The 24,813-nt window shown below is 56.1% G+C and carries 20 protein-coding genes; 11 read left to right on the top strand and 9 right to left on the bottom strand.

Annotated elements, in window-relative coordinates:
* The first annotated feature begins 134 nt into the window (after nt 1-134).
* Together ppa and SCU88_RS02600 are read left to right on the top strand one after the other, a co-directional pair.
* Nucleotides 135-665, top strand: a complete 531-nt coding sequence (ppa, locus tag SCU88_RS02605) for an inorganic diphosphatase (RefSeq protein ID WP_138095497.1) — start codon at nt 135-137, stop codon at nt 663-665.
* Nucleotides 666-1,035: 370 nt separating this feature from the next.
* Nucleotides 1,036-2,811: a sulfatase-like hydrolase/transferase gene (locus SCU88_RS02600; RefSeq protein ID WP_431810080.1), complete on the top strand. Its 1,776-nt coding sequence runs from the start codon at nt 1,036-1,038 to the stop codon at nt 2,809-2,811.
* 58 nt (nt 2,812-2,869) lie between these two features.
* Here the strand turns inward: SCU88_RS02600 and SCU88_RS02595 are convergent, their stop codons facing one another.
* Nucleotides 2,870-3,961 carry a zinc-binding dehydrogenase gene (locus tag SCU88_RS02595; protein WP_138095495.1) on the bottom strand — a complete coding sequence of 364 codons (1,092 nt, stop codon included), beginning with the start codon at nt 3,959-3,961 and terminating at the stop codon, nt 2,870-2,872.
* A 284-nt stretch (nt 3,962-4,245) separates the two neighbouring features.
* Between SCU88_RS02595 and SCU88_RS02590 the strand changes: the two genes are divergently transcribed.
* Nucleotides 4,246-5,517, top strand: coding sequence for an RbtT/DalT/CsbX family MFS transporter (locus SCU88_RS02590; protein ID WP_175341551.1), 1,272 nt, complete (start codon nt 4,246-4,248; stop codon nt 5,515-5,517).
* Here SCU88_RS02590 and SCU88_RS02585 read toward each other — a convergent pair.
* The 4 genes from SCU88_RS02585 to tamA form a co-directional block, all read right to left on the bottom strand.
* Nucleotides 5,508-6,503, bottom strand: coding sequence for a LacI family DNA-binding transcriptional regulator (locus SCU88_RS02585; RefSeq protein WP_138095493.1), 996 nt, complete (start codon nt 6,501-6,503; stop codon nt 5,508-5,510). The genes SCU88_RS02590 and SCU88_RS02585 overlap by 10 nt on opposite strands.
* A gap of 131 nt (nt 6,504-6,634) precedes the next feature.
* Nucleotides 6,635-6,982, bottom strand: coding sequence for a gamma-glutamylcyclotransferase family protein (locus SCU88_RS02580; protein WP_138095492.1), 348 nt, complete (start codon nt 6,980-6,982; stop codon nt 6,635-6,637).
* A gap of 2 nt (nt 6,983-6,984) precedes the next feature.
* The gene (tamB, locus tag SCU88_RS02575) at nt 6,985-10,758 is read right to left on the bottom strand and encodes an autotransporter assembly complex protein TamB (protein WP_175341552.1); all 3,774 of its coding nucleotides are present in this window, start codon (nt 10,756-10,758) and stop codon (nt 6,985-6,987) included.
* Nucleotides 10,755-12,524 carry an autotransporter assembly complex protein TamA gene (gene tamA / locus SCU88_RS02570; protein ID WP_421805172.1) on the bottom strand — a complete coding sequence of 590 codons (1,770 nt, stop codon included), beginning with the start codon at nt 12,522-12,524 and terminating at the stop codon, nt 10,755-10,757. Before tamA ends, tamB begins: the two co-directional genes overlap by 4 nt.
* A gap of 193 nt (nt 12,525-12,717) precedes the next feature.
* On the opposite strand from tamA, the gene msrA reads away from it, so the two are divergent.
* Nucleotides 12,718-13,356: a peptide-methionine (S)-S-oxide reductase MsrA gene (gene msrA, locus SCU88_RS02565; protein WP_138095489.1), complete on the top strand. Its 639-nt coding sequence runs from the start codon at nt 12,718-12,720 to the stop codon at nt 13,354-13,356.
* Nucleotides 13,357-13,670: 314 nt separating this feature from the next.
* On the top strand, nt 13,671-15,002 hold the full coding sequence (locus SCU88_RS02560) for a CNNM domain-containing protein (protein ID WP_175341553.1): 1,332 nt from the start codon (nt 13,671-13,673) through the stop codon (nt 15,000-15,002).
* Nucleotides 15,003-15,222: 220 nt separating this feature from the next.
* Here SCU88_RS02560 and SCU88_RS02555 read toward each other — a convergent pair whose 3' ends face one another.
* Nucleotides 15,223-15,429: a DUF1107 domain-containing protein gene (locus tag SCU88_RS02555; RefSeq protein ID WP_000689228.1), complete on the bottom strand. Its 207-nt coding sequence runs from the start codon at nt 15,427-15,429 to the stop codon at nt 15,223-15,225.
* A gap of 310 nt (nt 15,430-15,739) precedes the next feature.
* Between SCU88_RS02555 and SCU88_RS02550 the strand changes: the two genes are divergently transcribed.
* Nucleotides 15,740-16,297 carry a YtfJ family protein gene (locus SCU88_RS02550; protein WP_175341554.1) on the top strand — a complete coding sequence of 186 codons (558 nt, stop codon included), beginning with the start codon at nt 15,740-15,742 and terminating at the stop codon, nt 16,295-16,297.
* Here the strand turns inward: SCU88_RS02550 and cysQ are convergent.
* Nucleotides 16,287-17,030, bottom strand: coding sequence for a 3'(2'),5'-bisphosphate nucleotidase CysQ (cysQ, locus tag SCU88_RS02545; protein ID WP_138095486.1), 744 nt, complete (start codon nt 17,028-17,030; stop codon nt 16,287-16,289). The two genes, SCU88_RS02550 and cysQ, sit on opposite strands and share 11 nt — an antisense overlap.
* A gap of 218 nt (nt 17,031-17,248) precedes the next feature.
* Here cysQ and SCU88_RS02540 point away from each other — a divergent pair, with 218 nt between their 5' ends.
* The gene (locus tag SCU88_RS02540; RefSeq protein WP_175341601.1) at nt 17,249-19,195 is read left to right on the top strand and encodes a bifunctional 2',3'-cyclic-nucleotide 2'-phosphodiesterase/3'-nucleotidase; all 1,947 of its coding nucleotides are present in this window, start codon (nt 17,249-17,251) and stop codon (nt 19,193-19,195) included.
* On the opposite strand, the gene SCU88_RS02535 is transcribed toward SCU88_RS02540, so the two are convergent.
* A complete protein-coding gene (locus tag SCU88_RS02535; protein WP_175341555.1) occupies nt 19,164-19,610 on the bottom strand; it encodes a winged helix-turn-helix transcriptional regulator in 447 nt (148 codons plus the stop codon). The genes SCU88_RS02540 and SCU88_RS02535 overlap by 32 nt on opposite strands.
* 81 nt (nt 19,611-19,691) lie before the next feature.
* Here SCU88_RS02535 and SCU88_RS02530 point away from each other — a divergent pair, with 81 nt between their 5' ends.
* From SCU88_RS02530 to ytfE, 4 genes are all read left to right on the top strand, one after another.
* Entirely contained in the window at nt 19,692-20,543 is an 852-nt protein-coding gene (locus SCU88_RS02530) for an NAD(P)H-binding protein (protein WP_175341556.1), read from the top strand.
* A gap of 45 nt (nt 20,544-20,588) precedes the next feature.
* Complete coding sequence (locus SCU88_RS02525) at nt 20,589-21,410, top strand: AraC family ligand binding domain-containing protein (protein ID WP_175341557.1); 822 nt, start codon at nt 20,589-20,591, stop codon at nt 21,408-21,410.
* 75 nt (nt 21,411-21,485) lie between these two features.
* Nucleotides 21,486-22,451 (top strand): EamA family transporter, encoded by a 966-nt coding sequence (locus tag SCU88_RS02520; RefSeq protein ID WP_175341558.1) that lies wholly within the window; start codon nt 21,486-21,488, stop codon nt 22,449-22,451.
* Between the two features lie 62 nt (nt 22,452-22,513).
* Nucleotides 22,514-23,179 carry an iron-sulfur cluster repair protein YtfE gene (gene ytfE, locus SCU88_RS02515; protein WP_138095481.1) on the top strand — a complete coding sequence of 222 codons (666 nt, stop codon included), beginning with the start codon at nt 22,514-22,516 and terminating at the stop codon, nt 23,177-23,179.
* Between the two features lie 62 nt (nt 23,180-23,241).
* On the opposite strand, the gene cycA is transcribed toward ytfE, so the two are convergent.
* Nucleotides 23,242-24,657, bottom strand: a complete 1,416-nt coding sequence (gene cycA, locus SCU88_RS02510; RefSeq protein ID WP_175341559.1) for a D-serine/D-alanine/glycine transporter — start codon at nt 24,655-24,657, stop codon at nt 23,242-23,244.
* Between the last annotated feature and the right edge of the window lie 156 nt (nt 24,658-24,813).

The raw sequence follows: 24,813 nt of genomic DNA, 5'->3' as shown, positions 1-24,813 counted from the left end.
TGGACTTTTGGGTTATGGAAACGGTCTGAAAACGGGTCATCAGGAGGCCGGAAACCAAAACAGGCAAAGACTTTCAGCACCAGTTAGCTATAATACCCGCCACGTGTTTGCTACACATTTCAAAGGAAACAGACATGAGCTTAAACAACGTTCCCGCGGGCAAAGATCTGCCGGAAGACATCTACGTCATCATCGAAATTCCGGCCAACGCCGACCCCATTAAATACGAAGTGGATAAAGAGAGCGGCGCCCTGTTTGTGGACCGTTTCATGTCCACCGCAATGTTCTATCCGTGCAACTACGGCTACATCAACCACACGCTTTCTCTGGATGGCGACCCGGTAGACGTGCTGGTCCCGACGCCGTATCCGCTGCAGCCGGGCTCCGTGATCCGCTGCCGTCCGGTTGGCGTTCTGAAAATGACCGACGAATCCGGTGAAGATGCCAAACTGGTTGCCGTACCGCACACCAAACTGAGCAAAGAGTACGATCACATCAAAGATGTGAACGACCTTCCGGAACTGCTGAAAGCGCAGATCACCCACTTCTTCGAGCACTACAAAGATCTGGAAAAAGGCAAGTGGGTGAAAGTAGACGGTTGGGACAACGTCGAAGCCGCGAAAGCCGAGATCGTCTCTTCTTTCGAGCGCGCCGCGAAGAAATAATTCGCGTGCGATGATATTCGTTATGAGAAACGCCGCCCATCCGGGCGGCGTTTTTTTATCCGGATCGCATTTCCCTTTATAAATAATAAACAAATCGTAAACGAGATTTAAAAATAACTTTACTACCCGAATAAAACTGAGTACCAGGCCATTCTTCGATGCATTCGTATAAATAATAACTCTGGTTTCAGTCAGATGCGCTCATTATAATGATCTGCCGTTCTTCCCGTCGTGCATGTTATTCATGCAGTAAAGGAAATGTAACCACCGGCTAATACATCTATAAAAACCAGGTATCTTCATGAGAAAGCTTTTTCTTTTTACATTACTTAATGTTTTGCTTTCAGCCCTTATTGCCGTCAGATATTTTATGGTACCTGGCGCGTCTGTCACCCTTTACGGCAGCGCCTTCTCCTTTTTGGCCGTACCGGCCCACTTCTTCTCGCTGTATCTGATTCTGTTTTTAATCTGTACACCGCTACTGTGGGTGAATAAATATGTCAGATACTCGTTGCTGGCCATCCTGTTCGGCTTTGCGCAAATCGCGCTTTATGTCGATACCATCGTCTTCGAACAGTACCGTTTCCATATCAATGAATCGGTGCTGATGATGGTGCTGTTTGGCCAGGTGGTGGATTTCTCGTTTGCCACATACCTGCTAATGGGCGCGATTATTATCGGGGTATTCGCGGCCGAATACCTGGCCGCGTGGAAAATTGACCGCAAACCGACGCAACGGATACGGCAGAGTGCCGCCAAACCCCGCACGCTGTTAACCACATCGCTATTCCTGGTGGGCGCACTGCTGGTCAGTAATATCGGCTATATGATCGCATTCTACTACGCCTGGTCCCCCGTGATGGTAGTGAAAGAGTATCTGCCGCTTTATTACCCTTTGACGTCAAAGAAAATCATGGGTTTCTTTGATAAAAACGGGCAGCGCCGCAATCTGCTGGCTAATCCTAACGATCGGCAGCATATTCGTTATCCTTTACGGGAGCTGGTGATTAACCCGCAAAATAAAAAACCGGCTAACATTATGTTTATTGTGGTCGACTCCTGGCGTTTCGATACCTTTAATGAAGCGGTCTCTCCGAATACCTGGAACTTTGTTAAGCAGCATAACGGCGTCGCTTTTAATAATCATTACTCCACCGGTAACGCCACCCGAACCGGTATCTTTGGTCTGTTTTACGGCATCCCCGGCACCTGGTGGCAACCCTTTCTGAATAACAGCATTCCGTCGTTATTTGTCACGACCATGCAGAAAGAGGATTACAACATCGGGATATTCACCTCCGCCAAAGTGACCTTCCCGGAATTCGACCGCACGGTTTTCGCCACTATTAAAAACCTGCGAATCAATAGCGAAGGCAAGAGCACGCCAGAGCGCGACGCCCGTCTGACCGAAGACTGGCGCGAATGGTACCAGAAACGCGACGCCAGCCGTCCGACCTTTTCATTCCTGTTTTATGATTCGGCGCACGCCTATGATTTCCCGAAGGATGAGCCGCTGAAGTTCGGCCCGGTTAGCGACCTGAACTATATGACGCTGAAGAACGATACCGACCCAACGCCGCTGTTCAACCGCTACAAGCAGAGCGTGTATTACATCGACAGGCTATTACAACAAGTCTACGACCAGCTTGCCGCCTCTGACTCTCTGGACGATACGCTGATTATCCTGACCGGCGATCACGCCCAGGAGATGAACGACAATAAAATGGGGTTCTGGGGTCATAACGGCAACTTTACCGATGCCCAGACCAAAGTGCCCTTTATCATCGTCGGCGCAAAAAATGACCGCTGGCTGCGGGAAAACGCCGGTAAGCTCACCAGCCACGAAGATGTGGTGCCGTCGCTGATGAAGCACTATCTGCATGTCGATAACGATACCCGCGACTACGCCACCGGCTACGATCTGTTCAGCCAGATGCCGGATCGTAAGTGGCTGCTGATGTCCAGCTACAGCGCTTATGCCATACGCACGCCGGAGAATATCTATACCGTCAACGGCGTGGGGATGAGCCACTATCTGGACAGCCATAACCGCCAGGTGAGCGGCCAGCCGGATTACAGCTACGTCTACGAAGCCATGAACGAGATGAAATACTTTGTCGATCAGGGCGATAAAAAGGCGCAGTAGCGGTTACACGCGCCTGACTCTCTGGCCCCACCGTCTGGTGGGGCTTTGTTCTACCCCACTACTCCGCCTCCGGCACCAGCAGCACCTTCACCGCCTCCGGTGTCCCAAAGGTCTTAAACGCTTCCTGCCAGTTATCCAGACTGAATTTATGGGTGACAATCCCTTCGGCGGTCATCAACCCGCGGTGAAACAGATCGATAACCGTCTCGTAGCAGCCCGGGCCAAGGTGGGCGCCGCGAATATCCAGCTCCTTGCGATCGCCAATGATGGACCAGTCTACCGACGTTTCCCGGCTGAATACGCTGAACTCCACAAAGCGCCCCAGCTTACGAACCATCTGTAGCCCCTGGTTCACGGCGGCAGGATTACCGGTCGCCTCAATATAGACATCGCAGCCGTAACCTTCGGTCATCGCCTTCACCCGGGCGACCACATCTTCATCCAGCGCGTTGAGCACTTCGTCGGCACCCAACTGTTTTGCCAGCGCCAGGCGATGGGGCATGGTATCAATGACGATCAGCTTTTTCGGGGTTTTCAGCCGAATGGCCTGCACCATTCCCAGCCCCAGGGTTCCCGCCCCAGCCAGCACCACTACATCATTAAATTCAATGCTGGCGCGGTTAACGGCATGCACCGAACAGGCAAAGGGCTCGATCAGCGCGCACTCTTCCAGACTCAGGCTTTGGGGAATCTTATGAACCCGACTGGTGGGCTTAAACAGCATGTAATCCGCCATGCCGCCATCGGCATCCTGAGCCTGAAAGCCATAGATATCGTGCTTTTCGCACATCCAGTACTGCCCGGAGCGGCAGAAGCGACACTTGTCGCAGGGAACAATCTGTTCAGCAATGGCCCTGTCTCCTGGCGCGACACCAAAATGCTCTTCAGCGCCCGGTCCCGCCGCCACCACTTCCCCGTAAAACTCATGGCCCGCCACCACCGGCGTTTTCACATAGCGGGGAAAGGTCTCGTTACCCCAAAACATCGGCGCGCCGTGATAGCAGTGGAAGTCCGATGCGCAGATGCCGCAGGCGCCAATCTTCACCAGCAGCTCGCGCTCACCCGGCTGCGGGAGAGCAGCCGTTTCCAGTCGATAGTCTTCAGGGCCATGATTCACCAGCCGCTTAATGGTTGTGGGTAAAGTCGTCATAAATGCTGCTCCACACAGTGAGGTTATCATGTCATCTACGCTAAAATGTTTTCGTAAACATTTCCATGCATTACTCACCCTTATGTGATCTAAATAACAAATCAAAATAAATACTTTTTATATCAATAAAATAAACACAAGAAGCCACCGACCAGTTCAAAAAAACATCACAAAATCCTGGATCGACATCATAAAAAACAGTCAAAAATGTTTACGTAAACATTTTGTACACTAGAGTAATCCCCGGACTGTTTATTCACATATCAATAACAACCGGGTGATTTATGAGCAGATTACCGACAGGCAACGATGCACAATGGCTGGGCATGCCCCTGCGCCTGACAGGCGGCTATATCGCACTGTTTTTGTTTATGGCCGGGGACGGTTTTGAGCTGGCGTTCCTTTCTAAGTATATTGTTTCTCTTGGCTTTCCACCCGCCAGTGCCTCTCTGGTTATCGCCGTTTACGGCCTGGTGGCGGCACTGGCCGCCTGGGGAACCGGCGTGGTGGCCGAAATCCTTACCCCGCAGAAAACCATGAAGATAGGCCTTGGGCTGTGGCTTATCTTTCACGTGTTGTTCCTCTGGCTCGGGCTACACCAGGCCAACTATCCACTGATGATCTTCTGTTACGCCATACGCGGCATCGCCTATCCGCTGTTCTGCTACGGCTTTCTGATGATGATTATCCATCAAGTGAAAAAGGAGCAGGTCGCAGCGGCCAGCGGCTGGTTCTGGGCCGCCTATTCGCTGGGCATTGGCGTGATTGGCAGCGCGCTGCCGGGGCTGATGATTCCGTGGATTGGCGAATTTAAGATGCTGTGGGTATCGCTGCTGTTCGTGGCTCTGGGAGGCGGCGTGGCGCTGGTGACGTTGCGCAACGTCACCACCCCTGAATCTCTTGCCGGGCGCAGTCATAAAGAACGGTTAAGGGAGTTGCCTATGGCGCTGACCCTGCTGAGCCGTAACCGGAATATCGCCCTGTCATTTGTGGTACGCATCATTAATCAACTGGCGGTGTTCGGGTTTTCGGTGGTGATGCCGTTCCAGTTTGTACGGGTGGGTTTTACGCTGTCGCAGTGGTTGCAGACCTGGGCCGTTTTCTTTGCCAGCACTATCGTCTTCAACATCTTCTGGGGCGTGCTGGCGGAACGGCTGGGGTTGTTGCGTATTATCCGCTGGTTCGGCTGTGTGGGTTGCGCCGTAGCCTGCCTGGCGTTCTACCACGTTCCACTGGCCATGGGGCCGAATATGCTGGCTGCTGTGGGTTGCGCGCTGGCGTTGGGCTTTTTTATGTCGGCTTTTGTCCCCATGACCGCGCTATTCCCCGCGCTGGAGCCGCATCACAAAGGGGCGGCAATTTCGGTCTATAATCTGGCCGCCGGACTGAGCAACTTTGTGGGGCCAGCCATTGCCACTCTGGCGCTGCCGGGGCTGGGCGTTCAGGGAGTGGTCTATATCTACAGCGCGCTCTACCTGGGCGGCGCCGTGCTAACGCTGTTTATTGGCCGTCAACCTGAGCGAGTCGCGCAGATCAGGGGAGTCACTCAGCGGTGATTTTTAAGAAAGCCGTTAATCACCGTGCGCCGCTGCCAGGGCCGCCCTTCAATTGCCGAGATCAGGTTTTCAGCAACCACGGTGGCCCACTGCTCGTAGTCGTGCACCACGCAGGTATAAAACAGTCCGAAATCTTCGGCATTGGGGATTTCATCAATCGACAGGAAATCAACCTTTGGAGACAGAGACCAGCGCACGGCCACGTTGCTGGCCGCCAGCGAAATAGCGCCGTTAATGCCGACGATAGCGTCGTAGTCGATAGACCCGCAAGAGAAGTGGTTGGCGATGATCTCCTTCGCCGCATCGTAACGATAGTCGGCGTAGAGTCGGGTTACGCGAATGTCGCCCGGGATGTTATCGCAAATGCTGGTTACTCGTTCCCGGGTAATGCGCGACTGTTCGCCGCCGCCAACAATCAGGATATTGCGATAACCCTTTTCACGAATAACCGAAGCTATCAGCTCGCCCGCACGCTGGTCGTTCACACACACCGCCGGTAGCGAGGTATCAAACTGGCGATCCAACTGAATAAGCTGGGTCGCGGAGTTTTTCAGAATATCCAGGTGGCTACTGTCGTAATCCGGCGCATCGCTGATGGCGGAAAGCACCACCCCGGCCGCCTTGTAGCTGACCAGAGTATTCACGGCCCTGGCTTCGGATTCCCGGCTGCCGCGCGTGGTAAAAATCATTACCGAATAGTCGCGCTCTTCGGCGTGGCGGCACAGCTCCTGAATCACCCAGCTATAGCTTTGGTTAAAGGTGTCATCGGTGACGATGCCAATAACCGGACTCTGGGCGTTCTTGATGTTTTGGGCGAACACGTTGGGCACGTAGTTCATCTGACCCGCTATCTGCAAAATCCGCTCGCGAGTCTGCGGCTTCACCTTTTCCGGGGCGGTAAAGGTGCGCGAAACGGTAATGCTGCTCACGCCTGCAAGGCGGGCGATATCTGTAATGGTCGGAGATTTATTATCAGACGCTTTCATAACCAGAGAGTTACCGGGCACCAAAGGAGGTGCAGTATATCATTGAACGCCTGACGAGCCGCGGCGCAGACAAGAAAAAAGCGACCGTGCCTAAGCACGGTCGCTCTGGATTATCCGCAGAGACTGACTGCTCATTTATACTTATCGCGATCGATCCAGTCTCCACTTTCAATGAGCGTCAGACCCCCTACCGGGCGCTGGTAGACATACATCCACGCGCTACCGTAAGGCGTCTGAATCAGCTTTCGCTGATATTCGCCCCCCTGGGTACGTAAATCGTCAAGCTCGGCCAGCGTAGAGGCATCCACCCGGTAGACTTCGCCATAGACTGAACCATCACCCGGTACCGCCCCAGGATAGTGCCCCAGGCTGTACAGTTGGTAACCCTCAAGACTAAAGCTGCCCAGTAGCTGTGCGTTGGTCATCCAGTGGCTGTTGCCCTGTTTGTGCCGTAAACTGCCGTAGACAAATATTCGCATTGCTAAAACTCAAACTGATAGAGCAGATCCAGTGCCTGATCCAGTCCAGACACCGCTTCCAGATACAGTTTAGGCATCAGACGGTAACGTAGCGTCAGCGTCGCCAGCGAATCAAAAATGCCCATACCATATTTCACCTGCAGGCCCGGTAACACATAGCCACTGACCACCACCTGGGACGAGTCACCCACCCCTTCGGTATCCAGCGCCAGATTACTCACGCCAAAGGTTTCGCCGATTTTACCCACAACCTGACCACTCTGTGCAACCCCCAGGCCAATTAGCATTGAAGTCATGGCCTGACTGTCGGTACCGGAAGAATCCAGACCCTGGCCACGCAGCAGGTAAGAGAGCGCCTCCTGCTGGGAGAGAACCGGGTCGGAGAAGACCTCCACCTTGGGTTCATCCGCAGAGCCGGTAACCCGCACCCCCGCGGTCACATCGTCTTCGGTGGCATCCGGATTTCGGATTGCCTCGATATTCAGCAGCGGCTGATCCGGCGGTCCGGAGAACAGCAGCTCCCCTTTACGCACCAGCAGATCCTGGCCATAGGCGTGGAAACGGCCTTCCGGAATATTGATCTGGCCATTCAGACCCAACCCCTGTTTATCCTGAGCCACTTTCAGATCGCCGTTAAGTTTCGCTTTCAGCCCGAAAGCATCCAGCCGCACGTTATCACCTACGTGGATATTCAGGTTGCTGTTGATCGGGATCCCGGCGCTGACCGCCTCTTTGGGTTTGAGATCTTTATCCAGCATCACTTCGTCGCTGGAGACCCCTACCGCGCTTTCCGGCAGCTCCTGTACCGTGATCCGCGCCCAGGGCACATCCACGTTACCATTTAGCGTGAACAGGCTGGGGTTGGCTTCAAACACCACATCCGGCGACACGTCCAGCCGCACCATCGGCGGCACGGTGACCCGCACCCGGTTGCCCTTCGCCGCCACCCTGGCACGCCAGTTATCAAGCTGGCTCCAGTCGGCGTCGCCGCTCAGATTGATCTGGCCACGACCGGTACGCACCACGCCCTGCAGGGTGGAACTCATGCCGTTAAAGGCCAGTGACAGCTCGCTGGGCTCCATATCGAAAGGCATAAAGTTGCCGTCGATATCCAGATTACGCAAGCGCAGATCGCCAAACATTTGCGGACTCTGGGCATTGCCCCCCAGCCGCAGATTGGCGTTCAGATTGCCTGCCGCTTTTTCGCCGCGCGAGAAAATAGCATTCGCCATTGCCAGCGAAAAGTCGCGAATATTAATGTTACCGGCCAGGTTTCGCTGACCCATGGGGTCGCTGACCTGCACCTGACCGTCGAACTGGCCATTGTTGGCGATGCGGAGAGTCCAGCCCATCTGGGCGCGATTATTGCGCAGCTCGGCATCCAGATTCAGGGTATCGAACGCCACCGGCAGCGGGTTGTTATTCACCTCCTGCACGACCTTGACGCCACGCCCCTGTAAGGTCACTTTGCCCTGAGGCAGACCGCCTTCGCTATTCCAGGTCACGTCAGCGTTACCGCTGAATACCCCGCTGGCCTGGGTGGTCTCCGGCATAAATGGCTTGAGCATCGCCAGGTCAAAGCGGTTAAGGTTCACCACCGCGTGGCCGCTGGCTCCGGCCTCAATAGTCTGAGGTACGCAAAGCTCAGCATTCGGGTTATTCCAGCAGTGAGGCCCGACGCTGACCTTCTGCTGCTGGTTGCGGTAATCGAGCGCAATAGCGCGCGACAGCGACCAGGGGCCGACCGGCGTATCAAAGCGTGTATCGCTAAGTTGCCCCTGCCAGCGTTCGGCTTTACGATCAAAGCTACCGCTCAGGCGCAGCTGGCCGGATACCGGTTCCCCCTGGATTCTGAGCTGTAGCTGGTGCTGTTTCTCATTCCCCTTTGCATCCATGGTTACCTGGCTGATATCCAGGCCCGGCTGTTTCACGCTATCTACCTGAAGCGAGAGGTTCCCGGCAATCTGGTCGCTGGAGGTGACATCCCCCAACAGCCGTACGCGATTGATGGAAAGCTCCTGCCAGCGCAGGCCGTTAGCGGTGAGATCCGCCAGCACCTTCGGCGCCTGCAGATTACCGCGTAGCTGAATCATCCCTTTGGCCGTACCGCCCAGGCCGGGCAGCGCGTTATCCAGATTAGGAGCATCGATGCTGGCGTCCAGCGCCATGGCTTTATCGCTCACCTGCCCCTTCACGTCGGCGCGGTTATGGCCCAGCGCCACATGCAGGCCCGGAATATCCCACTGCATATAGCTGTTGCCTTTGAGCTGACCTTCAACGTTAACCGGGTTCTGCTTTACGTTGCCGCTCAGCTTCAGCGTCGGCACTTCCATCTGCCAGGTTCCGCCGTACAGACTGCCGCGGGTTTTCACCAGGCCATTCAGCCTGGCCGGCCAGTCCGGATACTGCTTCGCCGTGTTGATGCCGTCCAGATTCAGCTCGCTGCGCCAGCTGATGGCCTGCTCCCAGTCCAGCACCGCTTTAAGATCGATATTGCCCTGAAGCGCCGCAACCCGCAGCTTATCCAGATTGATCTGGCGCTCGTTGCCTTTCGCATTCAGGGTGATGGTGGCGGGCGGCACCTGATCGCCCTTCACTGCGGTACGGAACGACAGCAGATAGTCGGTCGCCTTGCCGCTAAGCTTCAGATGGAGGTCGTCCGCCTGGTACTGCTTCGCCCCGCTCAGAGGCCAGTAGAGCTGCGGACTGTTAATTTCGACGTTGAGCGGCAGCCCCGCCTCCGCCAGCCTGGCATCGGCCTTCAGCGCGACCGCCACCGGCCCGCTCAAATTAAGCCCCAAATTCAGGGTGTCGCGTAGCGCGCCGCCCACTTTCAGCTTGATCTTCTCACCCTTAAGCGGCTCCACGTTCAGCGCACTATCCAGGGTGATATCCACCGGCCAGTTGCCGCGCAGCTCGGCGCCGCCGCTGGCGGTCACCTTGCCCTGATCGGAATCGATATCCAGAGTGTCGATCTTCATATGCCCGTCACTGCTGCTTACCTTCAGCAGCAGGTTATGCACCATCAGATCGGTATCGCCAGTCATGCGCAGTTGTTCGCCCTTGAACGACTGGATATTCAGGTTGACCGGCAGATGCACATCGGTCATTTCCGGCAGCAGCGGTTTGGCGAACATCTGGCGTAGCGTCTCGCCCAACGGCGGCGCATTGGGATCCGGTTTTTCTACCGGTTCCACCACCTGTTCCTGCGCCACATCGGCGGCTTTCGGGAGTGCTATCAGCAGCCCTTTCAGCGAGGTAGGGGTCAGCGTCAGGTTACGCTGCTCCCACGCCATGCCCGACGAAAAATCCATCACCGATACTGTGGTGTCGTCAATTTTAATATTGACGTTATTCAACGCCAGGCGGCTGAGGGTTATGGGGTAAGGGGTGCTGAGATTGAGCGGCCCGCTCTCTTCCGGCTCCGGCGGCGAGGCAGAAGGCGGCATCTTTTTGGTATCCACCACCACATTGACATCGCGCAGGGAGATATCGTTAACGCACAGGCTGGAGTTCCACAGGCAGGCGGGCTTCAGCGCAAAATGAAACTCACCGGCGCGTACCGCCACGCCAGGCTGTTGATAGCTCAGCCCCTTTACTGACAGATCGCGCCAGCCGCCGGTGACCTGAGCTATCTCCAGCCCCGGCACCCAGCGATTGGCAGCCTTAAAGATCAAATGCAGACCCGTAGTGGTCCCGACCAGAAAGGCCACGCTGCCGAAAATCACCAGCAGAACCACCAGCACCGCGAGGCTTATCTTCTTCCATCGACTCATAATTCAGGCCCCAGACCGATGTAGAACTGCAAACCATGCTCCTCGTCATCCCCAACCGGCACCGCGAAGTCCAGCTTGATGGGGCCAACCGGCGACTGCCAGCGCACCCCGACACCGGCGCCGGTCTTGAAATTACTACGTTTGATATCATTCACCGCCTCGCCGCCATCGACGAAGACGGCGCCCCACCATTTGCCGGTCACGTTGTACTGGTATTCCACCGAACCGGTGGCCAGTTTGGAAGCACCGGTCAGCTTGCCTTCGCTGTCTTTAGGCGAGATCGATTTGTAGTCATAGCCGCGAATACTGCGATCGCCCCCGGCAAAGAAACGCAGGTCCGGCGGCACCATATTGAAGTCATTGGTTTCGATCCATCCCAGGTTGCCGCGGAAGACAAAGCGGTGACGATCGTACAGCGTGCGGATCCAGACGTTCTGGGCCTGCATCACGATAAAGTCGACGTCAGAGCCCCACATGGTGTTGGAGTAGTCAACGGAATAGCGCTGGGAATCGCCCCAGGTGGGCATCAGACCGCCGCGCGAACGGGTACGGCTGATGCTGGCGCCAGGGTAAAGCAGCATGGTGGTGTTGGTGATTTGCCCCTGGGTAAAGTGGTCGAGACTCCAGCGCAGGTTCAGCGCCTTGTTCCAGCCGCTCTCGTTATCCCAGTTGCGCGACACCGCAAGCGTGGTGGAGTCCGCTTCGGTATCGTTCAGATCGGTACGCTTAAAGCCGCCCTGCACCGTGTAGTACTGCTCCAGCGGGCTTTTCAGCAGCGGGATCTTATAGCTAAAATCGAGGATCTGCTCCGGCGAGGAGACGCTGGCGCTGGTGGTAAAGCTGTGGCCTCTGGAGTTGACCCACGGTTTTTTCCAGGTGGCTTTCACCCGCGGCCCCACGTCCGTGGAGTAGCCGATCCCGGTTTCGATAGTGTTGCTGCTGCGCGGCGTCATCACGCCATTCAGGGGCAGGATTTTGGTTTTACGCGATTTTTCGAAATCCGGCGCCACCACCACCGAGTTAAACCAGCCGGTAGCGGCCAGTCGCCGGTTCAGTTCCGCCAAATCGCTGGAGCTGTAATAGTCCCCTTCTTTGAAGGGCACCAGCTTATCGAGATATTCGGTACGAATCTGTGAGCCCTGGAAATTGACTTTGCCAAAGCGATAACGTTGACCGCTGTCGTAGTCGAAATCCCAGAAAGCCTGATGCCGGTCGAGAGAAACCCCCAACTGGCTCTTTTTAAATTCGCTGTCGAAGTAGCCACGGCGCAACGCAATGCTGGTAAAACCTTTTTTAAAACTGTCGTAGTCGCCGTGATTCAGCACCGTGCCCTCTTTCGGGCGCTTTTTCAGATGAGCCAGGTAGGCTTCATCCGTGCGGGCGCCGCCGCGCAGAATCACATTGGTCCCACCAATGCGAATCGGCTCACCGGCGTTGACATGAACCTGCAGCACCTGACGGCCCCCATTCGCAGGGGGCGGCTGCAGATTGAAATCGATTGTCGGCTCATAGTAGCCCAGCGCCTTCAGTCCCTCACGGATGGCGTCATCCACGCGCGCCTGGAAACGTCTGTCAGGCGTGACCTCATCGCTCTGGATGGTAGATAGCTGCGCCCGGACGTTTTTTTCCAGCTCTCCGCTAAGTCCCTCAACCTTTAGCCTCACGCTGGCGGCGTTCGCCAGGCCGCTGATCAGCCACAGGCTGGCCAGACAAATAATTCGAATTCGTGGCACGTATTCTCCTGATATCCCTTGTCTCCACTCCATGAAAAAGCGTCTCGCCACTCCACGGCGTCGCAAAACCCCAAAGCCAGGGGGTTGAAAAATTATCGATGCCCCAAATAATTCTTATAGTTTAAGGATAACCCGATTGAAGCGTTTATTGTCCGCAAATGGGCGCCGGGTTACAACCTTACAACGCCAGTCTGTTCATTTTCTTACTCTCTTCGGGGGCAACACCGTGACTCTCTTTGATAAAACCCACCTTGTGGCACCGTCGGAAGCGCTACCAGGCCGTAGTACACCTATGCCGGTTCCAACGCTGAATACCGTCACCGGCCACTCGATGACTAACGTACCGGAAGGCATGGAGGTCGCGCTGTTCGCGATGGGCTGCTTCTGGGGCGTGGAGCGCCTGTTCTGGCAACAGGAAGGCGTTTACAGCACGGCGGCGGGCTACACCGGCGGCTATACGCCTAACCCCACCTACCGCGAAGTGTGCAGCGGCCAGACCGGCCATGCCGAAGCGGTGCGGGTGGTTTACGATCCCAAAATCATCAGCTATGACCAACTGCTGCAAATTTTCTGGGAAAATCACGATCCGGCTCAGGGCATGCGTCAGGGCAACGATAACGGAACCCAGTACCGTTCCGCGATCTACCCTTTAACGCCGGAGCAGGAAAGCGCGGCCCAGGCCAGCCTGGAACGCTACCAGCAGGCGATGATTCAATCCGGCGACCAGCGTACCGTCACCACCGAAATCGCCCACGCCACGCCATTCTACTATGCCGAAGAGGAGCATCAGCAGTACCTGCACAAAAATCCTTATGGATACTGCGGCATTGGCGGTATCGGCGTCTGTCTGCCTCCTGCCAGTTGAGCCACTGGCGGCCAGAGGGGAGCCCCTGCTATAATGCAGGGCGTTACCCCGCGATATCGATAGCTTTGTTGATGTGACATCGCGGGGAGCATTAACCGGCTATAGTCTCCTTCGGCCGGTTTTTACGTGTTTACCCGTCATACTTCAGGCTGCCGATGCGTTGGCTGCGCTTGCTCACCCCAGTCACATAGTACGGCTATGCTCCCGGGGATTCACAAGCTTGCCGCCTTCCTGCAACCTGAATGATTTAGGGTAAAACTCACACGGATTATCAACTTCCCTTCCGAGGATCTGGCCAGACGGCCGGATAAGATATGTTAAACAGTATTTTACTGATACTTTTCCTGATCGCTGTCAGTGCGTTCTTCTCGATGTCCGAGATCTCTCTGGCCGCTTCCCGTAAGATTAAGCTGAAACTGCTGGCAGACGAAGGCAACGTTAACGCCCAGAAAGTGCTGGCGATGCAGGAGAACCCCGGCACCTTCTTTACCGTGGTGCAGATTGGCCTGAACGCCGTCGCCATTCTGGGCGGTATCATCGGCGATGCCGCGTTCTCTCCGGCCTTTCGCGAGGTACTCGACAACTTCGTCTCCCCTGAGCTCTCTGAGCAAATCAGCTTTATCCTCTCGTTCTCGCTGGTCACCGGCATGTTTATTCTGTTCGCCGACCTGACCCCGAAACGCATCGGTATGATCGCGCCGGAAACTATCGCGTTACGGATCATCAACCCGATGCGCTTCTGCCTGGTGGTCTTTAGTCCGCTGGTGTGGTTCTTCAACGGCCTGGCTAACTCCATCTTTCGCCTGTTTAAGCTGCCTATGGCGCGCAAAGACGACATCACGCCGGATGACATTTACGCCGTGGTGGAAGCCGGGGCGCTGGCCGGAGTGCTGCGAAAATCAGAACATGAGCTGATCGAAAACGTCTTCGAGCTGGAATCACGCACCGTGCCTTCGTCCATGACTTCCCGCGAGAACATCATCTGGTTCGATCTGCATGAAGACGAACAGAGCCTGAAGACCAAGATCGCCGAGCATCCGCACTCCAAGTTCCTGGTGTGTAACGAGGATATCGACCACATCATCGGCTATGTCGATTCAAAAGATCTGTTGAACCGCGTACTGGGCAACCAGAGCCTGGCGCTGACCAGCGGCGTACAGATTCGTAATACGCTGATCGTGCCGGATACCCTGACGCTTTCCGAAGCGCTGGAAAGTTTCAAAAGTGCCGGTGAGGACTTCGCCATCATCATGAACGAGTATGCGCTGGTGATGGGGATCATTACCCTGAATGACGTAATGACGACCCTGATGGGGGATCTGGTGGGTCAGGGCCTGGAAGAGCAGATTGTGGCCCGCGACGAAAACTCCTGGCTGGTGGAAGGCGGAACGCCCATCGACGACGTGATGCGCGCGCTGGATATCGATGAGTTTCCACACTCTGACAACTACGAAACCATCGGCGGTTTTATGATGTATACGCTGCGTAAGATCCCCAAGCGTACCGATTCGGTGAAGTATGCCGGTTACAAGTTCGAGGTGGTGGATATCGACAACTTCCGCATCGACCAGTTGCTGGTGACGCGCCTGGACAAGCGAGCCACGCCGCTACTGCCCAGACTGCCTGACGAACAGAGTGTCTCCTGACGCCAGAAACATCAACGGCCCCTGCGGGGCCGTTAAGACTGTTGATAAACCTGGGCCGAACGCGTTCGGCCAGAATCATCAGAAAAAAAAGGAAAATCAATTCATTGGTTTTCAGCTGATAACCACAAAGAGGGAAAAACCACGTTTTTTTCCTCTTTGTTATAAACCTGAACGGCCCCTGCGGGGCCGTTTTACTTCACTCCATTCATGCTCCGAACGGTTATGCCATCTCTGTCTGTAGACGCATAACCTGACGGTTGACTTCGGACATGACAGATAAGTGAAGCTTATCTTTCACTTTCGGGATCAGGATTTTACCTTTATCAAACTCGAAAGCGCCAACGTCCTTGATATACAACCGTCCACGGAACAGGATCTTCACGTACTTCGCCACCTGAAGCGGGTTGTAACGTTGGAAAATTTTCATTCTCAATTCTCTCCTGCTTTTGGGTCTACGCCCCGCGGTGCCAGACCTGGCTAACCGACATAGTGAGACGTAAATTTTAGTGCCCGAAAACTATAGACCATAAATCACAGGGTACCCAGTCTGCCTGATGTTATTTACCGTTTTATTACACTTTTTCAGAGCTTTCTTTTCAGTTCCCCACAGAACTCAGAATAACAATCCAAATATTTCAGGATATGTGCGCCAGCCCCCAGACTGGCATTAACCTTGCGTGAAAGGGGTTGAAAGCGGGCATATGCTTTAGTGACGCGCTGAAAAAAGAGGAACCGCTATGTCGCTACGTACCGTTCTACCCCTGTTCTGTCTGCTGCTGCCGGTTATCGCTGGCGCCCATAATCTGGAAAACGGCCAACGTGTGGCTCCGGTGGGTATAACGGACCGTGGGGAACTGATGCTCAACCAGGATAAGTTTAGCTACAAAAACTGGAACAGTAGCCAGCTAATTGGAAAAGTGCGAGTGGTGCAACATATTGCCGGACGCGCTTCGGCAAAAGAGATGAATGCCTCACTGATTGAAGCCATCAAACAGGCCAGACTGCCGCAGGCGCGCTACCAGACCACCACCATCGTCAACACCGACGACGCCATTCCCGGCACCGGTATGTTTGTGCGTAGCAGCATTGAGGGTAATAAAAAGCAATACCCCTGGTCGCAGTTCGTGGTAGATGACCAGGGACGGGTACAGCAGGCCTGGAAGCTGGAGTCCGGCGGTTCAGCTATTGTGGTGCTGGATAGCGACGGGCGGGTGCGCTATGTCAAAGACGGCGCCCTGAGCGCTCAGGAAGTGCAGCAGGTAGTCGCCCTGCTGCATCAGCTGGTTAAAAAATAGAGACCCGGAAGCCCGGATTCAGGAAGGATTCACGCGGTGTGTAGTCCAGGGGCCGTCCCTGCCAGTCGTTAACGTGCGCTCCGGCGGCCACCGCCACCGCATGGCCCGCAGCGGTATCCCAGATATTGGTCGGCCCGAAGCGCGGGTAGAGCTGCGCCTTACCTTCCGCCACCAGGCAAAACTTCAGCGACGAGCCAATCGAAGTGGTCTGATGTTCGCCCAGTTGCTGGAGGTACTCATTCAGTTCAGGATCGTTGCCATGGGAGCGGCTAATCACCACCAGCGGCGGCTTGCCGTCGCGAATATGGATGGGATTATTCACCCCGCCCTCTTCCTTCCAGGCCTTCCCTTCCGCCGCGCTGTACATCTCTTTCAGCACCGGGGCATAGACCACCCCCATCACCGCTTTGCCGTTCTCGATAAGGGCAATATTCACGGTAAACTCGCCGTTGCGCTTCAAAAACTCTTTGGTGCCATCCAGCGGATCCACCAGCCAGTAGCGCTGCCAGCTCTGACGTTCGTCCCAGCTCTGGGGCGCCTCTTCTGACAGCACCGGAATCTCCGGCGTCAGCTTTTGCAGCCCTGCCATAATGATTTCGTGCGCGGCGATATCCGCCGCCGTCACCGGTGAATCGTCTGATTTACTGCTGGCTTCCAGCGGCTGCTCCCCGTTGTAGACCCGCATAATGGCATCGCCGGCCTCCCGCGCGAGCTGGCAAATATTCTCTAACATCGTTCACCTCGTGTTGTGTTGCCTGTTAACCACCTTCTGGCGATTAACCTATTGTTTTAACATATGAGTTTTTATATCTCATTATGCCAGACTGCGCTATCTGTGAAGGAATTCCGGTTTCCCCGCTTCGTTTTCTGGCAGGATTCACGCTTTTAACCGCAATTTACTCTTTCCTGCGCGACGTTTTGCGAAACAGTTCGGAAAAAAGGACGTTAATGATGATTAAGTTTAGCGCAACGCTTATTGCCATGCTGGTCGCGGTCGGCGCTCACGCTGTGACGCTCGATCTGCGGATTATGGAAACCACGGACCTGCACAGCAATATGCTGGCCTTCGATTACTACAAGGATACGCCGAGTGACAAATTTGGTCTGGTACGTACCGCCAGCCTGATCGGAATCGCCCGGGCAGAGGCAACCAACAGCGTACTGGTGGATAATGGCGATCTGATTCAGGGCAGTCCGCTCGGCGACTACATGGCGCATAAGGGACTGAGTAAAGGTGAAGTGCACCCGGTCTATAAGGCGATGAATACCCTGGATTACGCCGTCGGCAACCTGGGAAATCACGAATTTAACTACGGGCTGGACTATCTGCGCCGGGCGCTGGCGGGGGCTCGCTTTCCCTACGTTAACGCGAATATCCGCAGTGTAAAAACTGGCGAGCCGCTGTTTACCCCATACCTGATAAAGAAAACCCGGGTAAAAGATCGCGACGGGCAGCCCCATACGCTGAACATCGGCTACATTGGCTTTGTGCCACCGCAGATTATGGTCTGGGATCGGGCGAATCTGAAAGGCCGGGTGACCGTGGATGACATCACTGAAACCGCCCGCCGCTACGTGCCGCAGATGCGTAAAGAGGGCGCGGATATTATAGTCGCGGTGGCCCACTCCGGTCTTTCCAGCGATCCCTGGCAGGCTATGGCTGAAAACTCAGCGGGCTACCTGAGCCAGGTGCCGGGTATTGATGCCATTCTCTTCGGCCATGCTCACGCCGTTTTCCCGGGTAAGGATTTCGCCAGCATTCCCGGCGCCGATATCGAAAAAGGCACCCTTAACGGCATTCCCGCCGTGATGCCAGGGATGTGGGGCGATCACCTCGGCATTGTGGATCTGGCGCTCAGTAACGACGATGGCAGTTGGAAGGTGGAGCAGGGCCGTGCTGAAGCACGCCCCATTTACGATAACGTCGCCAAAAAATCGCTGGCCCCGGTAGATAAAAAGCTACAAAACATTCTGAACGACGCCCATAACGCCACCCGAGACTTTGTCAGCCAGCCCATTGGCCGCTCGGCGGACAATATGTACAGTTATCTGGCTCTGGTGCAGGACGATCCCACGGTGCAGGTGGTGAACAACGCCCAACGCGACTACGTCAAACGCTATATTCAGGGCGATCCCAATCTGGAAAACCTGCCGGTACTTTCCGCCGCCGCTCCGTTTAAGGTCGGCGGACGTAAAAACGATCCGGCCAGCTTCGTGGAGGTGGAAAAAGGCGCACTCACCTTCCGCAATGCCGCCGATCTCTATCTCTACCCCAATACCCTGGTAGTGGTGAAAGCCAGCGGCCGCGAGGTTCAGGAGTGGCTGGAGTGTTCCGCCGCCCAGTTTAACCAGATAGACATTAACAGCAGTAAACCTCAGCGGCTTTTGAACTGGGAAGGCTTCCGCACCTATAACTTCGATATTATCGATGGGGTAAATTATCAAATCGATGTTACCCAGCCCGCACGCTACGACGGCGAATGCCAGTTGATTAATCCGCAGGCCCATCGTATTAAAGCGCTGACCTTTAACGGTAAGCCTGTCGATCCTACGGCCACTTTCCTGGTGGCGACCAATAACTATCGCGCCTGGGGCGGTAAATTCGCAGGTACCGGCGAGGAGCACATCGCCTTTGCTTCGCCGGATGAGAACCGCGCGGTGCTGGCCACCTGGATTGCCGAACGCACACGCAGCGACGGCGAAATCCGTCCGGCGGCGGACAACAACTGGCGGCTGGCCCCCATCAACAGCAAAACGCCGCTGGATATTCGCTTCGAAACCTCGCCGACAGAAAAAGCCAGCGCCTTCATTCAAGCCAACGCCCGGTATCCAATGACCCGGGTAGGCAGCGATGATATCGGTTTCGCTATCTGGCAGTTGAATCTGCAACAGCCGTAACGGACTGTCTCGCCTCGCCGGTGCCGCGCTCTTCGGCCCGGCTGACTTCCTGCACCCGTGGCAGATTGTCCTCTATCCAGTCGGCCAGCGCGGCCACCTTCTCGCTCACCTCCCAGCCCAGCGGCGTCAGGCTATACTCCACATGAGGCGGCACCACCGGGCGGGCGCGTCTGAGTACAAAACCATCGGCTTCCAGCCATTGCAGGCTTTGGGCCAGCATCTTCTCACTTACCCCCCCCATCTTACGGCGCAACTCGCTGAAGCGATGAGTGCCATCGCGCAGCGCCACCATAATCAGTACGCCCCAGCGACTGGTAAGGTGCTTCAGGACTTCGCGTGACGGACATTTTTCGGCAAACAGATTCCCGGTCCGCAGTTTTTCACTCAGGGAATTGGCCGACTCGTTCTGTTTCATAGTTACCTTCTGGTACGTACTTACTAAAAGTTAGTCAGGGTGATATTGTGCCACAGCAAACCCACAATAAGGAGCAGAAAAATGATTGCTGTCACTGGTGCATCCGGCCAACTGGGCCGTCTTGCCATTCGCGAACTGTTAAAAAGCATTCCCGCCAGCCAGCTTATCGCCATCGTGCGCAATCCGGCGAAGGTCAGCTACCTTGCGGAAGCGGGCATCAGCGTCAGACAGGCTGACTATAGCGATGAAACCGCGCTCAGCAATGCACTCAATGGCGCAGAACGACTCCTGTTTATCTCGTCCAGCGAGGTGGGCCAGCGTAGCGCTCAGCATCGCCATGTAATCAACGCAGCACTTAGCGCAGGCGTAAAATTTATCGCCTATACCAGCCTGCTGCACGCCGATCGTTCACCGCTGGGACTGGCGGCGGAACACGTGGAAACAGAAGCCATGCTGGCCGAAAGCGGCATTCCTTATGCACTGCTGCGCAACGGCTGGTACGTAGAAAACTATCTGGCAAGCCTGGGTCCAGCCCTTGAACATGGCGTCTTTATTGGCTGTGCAGGTAACGGCAAAATCGCCGCCGCACCGCGTGCCGACTATGCCGCTGCGGCCGCCAGCGTCATGACTCAGGACAACCCGGCCGGTAACGTCTGGGAACTGGCCGCGGACGAAGGCTGGACGCTGAGCCAGCTGGCGGAGGAAGCCGCGCGCATCAGCGGAAAGCCGCTGGTCTACCGCAATCTGAGCGAGGCTGACTATCAGGCAGCGCTGCTCGGAGCCGGGCTGCCGGAAGGACTGGCCGCCATGCTGGCGAATTCCGACAGCGGCGCCGCCCAGGGAGGGCTCTATGACGACAGCCATCAACTCAGCCAGTTGCTGGGGCGCCCCACTATCCCACTAACCCAGAGCCTGAGCGCAGCGCTGTCATAATCCCGCCATCCCCCTATAATGGGGGGAGGCTAACGGGAGAGCGGTATGCAGGGCGTTCCTGACGAGTTCAACGATATTCGCGACCGCGCCAGCTTCCGGCACCTGCCGGGGCTGCCTGGCGTGGAGCTTTATCGCGCCCATATCGCACGCTACGCCTTTGAACCCCATACCCACGAGGGGTTCGGCATTGGCGCCATCGAGCAAGGGGCCGAGCGCTTTCGTTACCGCGGCGCCTGGCATGTCGCCGGAGCCGGTTCGCTGGTCACCATGAATCCCGACGAGCTGCATACCGGCCAGGCTGAAAGTCAGGACGGCTGGCGCTACCAGATGATCTATCTGGATCCTCACACCCTGAGTGAGATCAGCGGCGAGCCGGTATGGTGGTTTCACGATGCGGTCCGCCAGGATCCCGCCCGCGCCAGTGCGACGCTGGCGCTGATTCAGGCTATCTGGCAGCACGACGATCCGCTGGCCCGTCAGGGAATTCTGTTGCAGCTGGTGGAACTGTTACGCCCGATTGCCTCGGCGCCCCCCGCGCCGCGTGAGGCTACCCGGCGCTTCTCGCGGGTGCGGGAATATCTGCATGATAACTACATGCGCCCTGTGACTCTGGATGAGCTAGCCGCCATCGCCGCCCTGAGCCCCTGGCACTTCCAGCGCCAGTTCAAAGCCCACTTCCACGTCACGCCGCACCAGATGCTGATGGCGATTCGCCTGTGGCGCGCTAAACAGTTGCTGACCAACGGCATGGCCCCCGCCGCCGTTGCCGCCGCAACTGGCCTGAGCGATCAGTCCCATCTGACCCGCGCCTTCTCGTGGCGCTATGGCATTACTCCTGCACGCTATCAGAAGCAGGTACGCGGCTAATACCGCAAGCTGCGACAATATTTCCACCTCCCATCTCCCTACACTCGCCGCCAGACAGTTAAGAAGGATGAAAAGATGCTGAGCGGTATTATCTGGGCCCTGATGGCGGGGCTGATGTGGGGTTTGATCTTTGTGGGGCCGATGCTGGCGCCAGACTATCCGGCGGTGCTGCTGTCGACGGGGCGCTATCTGGCGCTGGGGGTGATTGCGCTGCCACTGGCCTGGCTCGGACGTCGACGCCTGCGCCAGCTCAACCGCCGGGACTGGCTGACCGCACTGCGCATCTCCACCATCGGTAATCTGGTCTATTACCTGTTCCTTGCCGCCGCCATTCAACGTACAGGTTCGCCGGTATCCACCATGATCGTCGGCGCCCTGCCGGTAGTGCTGCCCATCTGCGCCAATCTGCTCTACAGCCAGCGCGACGGCCATTTGCCCTGGCGTCGACTGCTGCTGTCGCTGACGATCGTCGCCGTAGGGCTGGTGCTGGTGAATATCGCCGAACTCCGCCACGGACTGCCCAATTTCAGCCCGCTGCGCTACGGCGTGGGTCTGGGCATGGCGCTACTGGCGATGATCTGCTGGGCCGTCTATGCCCTGCAAAATGCCCGCTGGCTGCGAGAAAACCCCGATAAAAGTCCGATGATGTGGGCCACGGTACAGGGGCTGGCGATTCTGCCGCTGTCGCTTATTGGTTATCTGGGGGGTTGTCTCTGGCTCGCCTGGCAGGAGCCCGACTTCCCGCTGCCCTTTGGTCCGCAGCCGGGTCAGTTTATCGCCCTGATGTTCGTTATTGCCATTCTCTGCTCCTGGATTGGCGCCCTGTGCTGGAATGAAGCCAGTCAGCGACTTCCCACCGTGATCCTCGGCCCGCTCATCGTCTTCGAAAATCTGGCAGGGCTGCTCTACGCGTTTGTGCTGCGTCATAGCTGGCCGCCACTGGCGACGCTGTTCGGCATTGCAGCCCTGATTGTTGGTGTTGTGATGGCGGTACGCGCCAGACCGGCACCGACCGTTGTCAGCGCCAATGTAAAAGAGTGATAGCTTTCCCTTAAAGATGTATTTAAAATGCAATTTATAATTTACTGATGAGGATTTTGGCTATGGCTTTCCGTGACCAGGCTTTAGGGGAACTGGCGTTAACGATTCCGCGTGCGTCAGCGCTGTTCCGTAAATACGATCTCGACTTCTGCTGCGGCGGTAAGCAAACTCTGGCGCGCGCCGCAGCCCGCCGCGAGCTGAACCTGGAGGCCATTGAAGCCGAACTGGCTCAGCTTGCCACCGAACAACCCGAAAAAGAGTGGCGCAGCGCACCACTAAGCGAAATCATCGACCATATCCTTGTCCGTTACCATGATCGGCACCGCGAGCAGCTTCCTGAGCTTATTATGCAGGCGACTAAAGTCGAGCGCGTTCATGCCGATAAACCGGGTGTGCCGCGCGGCCTGGCGAAATATCTGACCATGCTGCATGAAGAGCTGAGCAGCCACATGATGAAAGAGGAGCAGATTCTGTTCCCAATGATCAAACAGGGTATGGGCACCCAGTGCGCTGGCCCCATCAATGTGATGGAGAGCGAGCACGATGAAGCGGGTGAACTGCTGGAGGTGATTAAGCACACCACGAATAATGTCACGCCGCCGCCGGAAGCCTGCACCACCTGGCGCGCCCTGTATAACGGTATTAATGAAACCATTGACGATCTGATGAACCACATCAGTCTGGAAAACAACGTTCTTTTTCCGCGCGCCCTCGCAGGAGATAAATAACAAAAAGGCGCCCTTAAGGCGCCTGCGTTGTCTCCCATTCGGCCCCATTACGGGGCCATTTTTTATCCGTTAGCGCGTGCGGCCTTACGGCGCAGCATCAGCCAGCCCAGACCCAGCACCACGAACCAGAGTGGCGTAACCATCAGCGCCTGGCGGGTATCCTGTTCCAGCGTGAGCAGTACGATCACGCAGGCGAAGAACGCCATGCAGACCCAGCACATCAGTTTCCCCATCGGCATCTTATACACCGACTTCTGGTGCAGCTCCGGACTGCGCTTACGGTAGACCAGGTAAGAGCAGAGAATAATGGTCCAGACAAACATAAACAGGATAGCGGAAACGGTGGTGACCATAGTGAAGACCTTCATCACATCCGGAATCAGGTAGATCAACACCACACCGCCCAGCAGACAGATGCAGGAGAAGGTCAGGCCGGATGCCGGTACCGCACGACGCGACAGACGGGCAAAACGCTGAGGCGCCACGCCATCCTGGGCCAGACCGTAGAGCATACGGCTGGTGGAAAAGACCCCGCTGTTGGCCGAAGAGGCGGCAGAGGTCAGTACCACGAAGTTGATGATACTGGCTGCGGCCGGAAGTCCCACCAGTACAAACAGCTCCACAAACGGGCTCTTGTTTGGCACCACCGAGCCCCAGGGGGTGACCGACATAATAATGATCAGTGAGCAGACGTAGAACATGATGATACGCAGCGGAATGGAGTTGATCGCCCGCGGCAGCGTCTTCTCCGGATCTTTGGTTTCTGCGGCGGTGGTCCCCACCAGTTCGATCCCCACAAAGGCGAATACCGCTATCTGGAATCCGGCAAAGAAGCCGCTGATGCCTTTCGGGAACCAGCCGCCGTCATTCCACAGATGGGAGAACGACGCCTGAACGCCAGAAGGCGCCTGGAAGTGCATCAGCACCATCACCAGCCCCACCACAATCAGCGCCACGATAGCGACAATTTTGATCATGGCGAACCAGAACTCCATTTCACCAAACATCTTTACGGTCGCCAGGTTCAGCCCCAACAGCACCAGCACCACGGCCAGCGAAGAGACCCAGTCCGACAGCCCGGGGAACCAGAACTGGGCATAGGAGGTAATCGCCACTACATCGGCCATTCCTGTCACCACCCAACAGAACCAGTAGGTCCAGCCAGTGAAGTAGCCAGCCCAGGGGCCGAGCAGATCGGCAGCGAAGTCGCTAAAGGATTTATATTGCAGATTAGAGAGCAGCAGCTCCCCCATGGCCCGCATCACAAAGAACAGCATAAAGCCGATAATCATGTAGACAAAAATGATCGACGGCCCGGCAAGACTGATAGTTTTTCCCGATCCCATAAACAGACCGGTGCCAATGGCGCCACCGATCGCAATCAGCTGAATATGGCGGTTGCTTAGATTACGCCGCAGCGAACGTTCGGCGGGATCGTCAGACACCTGTCCATCCACGTTCTTTACCTCATCTACCATGTTATTTTCCTGTACTTGTGTTGTGTTTTGCCAGGCTCTGATGGCCCTTATCTGTCCTGAGATCTGACACCGGGTCGCTCCCCGGGTGCGCAAGTCGTAAAGCCTTTCTTACTCCATCTTCAACAAGATGTTAATATCTTGTTGATATTCAGTATC

It is taken from the genome of Jejuibacter sp. L23 (assembly GCF_050815825.1).
Taxonomy (GTDB): domain Bacteria; phylum Pseudomonadota; class Gammaproteobacteria; order Enterobacterales; family Enterobacteriaceae; genus Jejubacter; species Jejubacter calystegiae.
Note: the sequence above shows the minus strand (reverse complement) of the source record. Positions and strands in the feature narration are given on the sequence as shown.

What these genes read in the sequence shown, in the direction of transcription:
- tamB (WP_175341552.1), bottom strand. Translation starts at nt 10,758, where the DNA reads ATGAGTCGATGGAAGAAGATAAGCCTCGCGGTGCTGGTGGTTCTGCTG.
- SCU88_RS02585 (WP_138095493.1), bottom strand. Translation starts at nt 6,503, where the DNA reads ATGAAAGCGTCTGATAATAAATCTCCGACCATTACAGATATCGCCCGC.
- SCU88_RS02540 (WP_175341601.1), top strand. Translation starts at nt 17,249, where the DNA reads ATGATTAAGTTTAGCGCAACGCTTATTGCCATGCTGGTCGCGGTCGGC.
- SCU88_RS02595 (WP_138095495.1), bottom strand. Translation starts at nt 3,961, where the DNA reads ATGACGACTTTACCCACAACCATTAAGCGGCTGGTGAATCATGGCCCT.
- SCU88_RS02590 (WP_175341551.1), top strand. Translation starts at nt 4,246, where the DNA reads ATGAGCAGATTACCGACAGGCAACGATGCACAATGGCTGGGCATGCCC.
- tamA (WP_421805172.1), bottom strand. Translation starts at nt 12,524, where the DNA reads ATGGAGTGGAGACAAGGGATATCAGGAGAATACGTGCCACGAATTCGA.
- SCU88_RS02530 (WP_175341556.1), top strand. Translation starts at nt 19,692, where the DNA reads ATGATTGCTGTCACTGGTGCATCCGGCCAACTGGGCCGTCTTGCCATT.
- SCU88_RS02560 (WP_175341553.1), top strand. Translation starts at nt 13,671, where the DNA reads ATGTTAAACAGTATTTTACTGATACTTTTCCTGATCGCTGTCAGTGCG.
- ppa (WP_138095497.1), top strand. Translation starts at nt 135, where the DNA reads ATGAGCTTAAACAACGTTCCCGCGGGCAAAGATCTGCCGGAAGACATC.
- cycA (WP_175341559.1), bottom strand. Translation starts at nt 24,657, where the DNA reads ATGGTAGATGAGGTAAAGAACGTGGATGGACAGGTGTCTGACGATCCC.
- SCU88_RS02550 (WP_175341554.1), top strand. Translation starts at nt 15,740, where the DNA reads ATGTCGCTACGTACCGTTCTACCCCTGTTCTGTCTGCTGCTGCCGGTT.
- cysQ (WP_138095486.1), bottom strand. Translation starts at nt 17,030, where the DNA reads ATGTTAGAGAATATTTGCCAGCTCGCGCGGGAGGCCGGCGATGCCATT.
- SCU88_RS02580 (WP_138095492.1), bottom strand. Translation starts at nt 6,982, where the DNA reads ATGCGAATATTTGTCTACGGCAGTTTACGGCACAAACAGGGCAACAGC.
- SCU88_RS02600 (WP_431810080.1), top strand. Translation starts at nt 1,036, where the DNA reads ATGGTACCTGGCGCGTCTGTCACCCTTTACGGCAGCGCCTTCTCCTTT.
- ytfE (WP_138095481.1), top strand. Translation starts at nt 22,514, where the DNA reads ATGGCTTTCCGTGACCAGGCTTTAGGGGAACTGGCGTTAACGATTCCG.
- SCU88_RS02555 (WP_000689228.1), bottom strand. Translation starts at nt 15,429, where the DNA reads ATGAAAATTTTCCAACGTTACAACCCGCTTCAGGTGGCGAAGTACGTG.
- SCU88_RS02525 (WP_175341557.1), top strand. Translation starts at nt 20,589, where the DNA reads ATGCAGGGCGTTCCTGACGAGTTCAACGATATTCGCGACCGCGCCAGC.
- SCU88_RS02535 (WP_175341555.1), bottom strand. Translation starts at nt 19,610, where the DNA reads ATGAAACAGAACGAGTCGGCCAATTCCCTGAGTGAAAAACTGCGGACC.
- SCU88_RS02520 (WP_175341558.1), top strand. Translation starts at nt 21,486, where the DNA reads ATGCTGAGCGGTATTATCTGGGCCCTGATGGCGGGGCTGATGTGGGGT.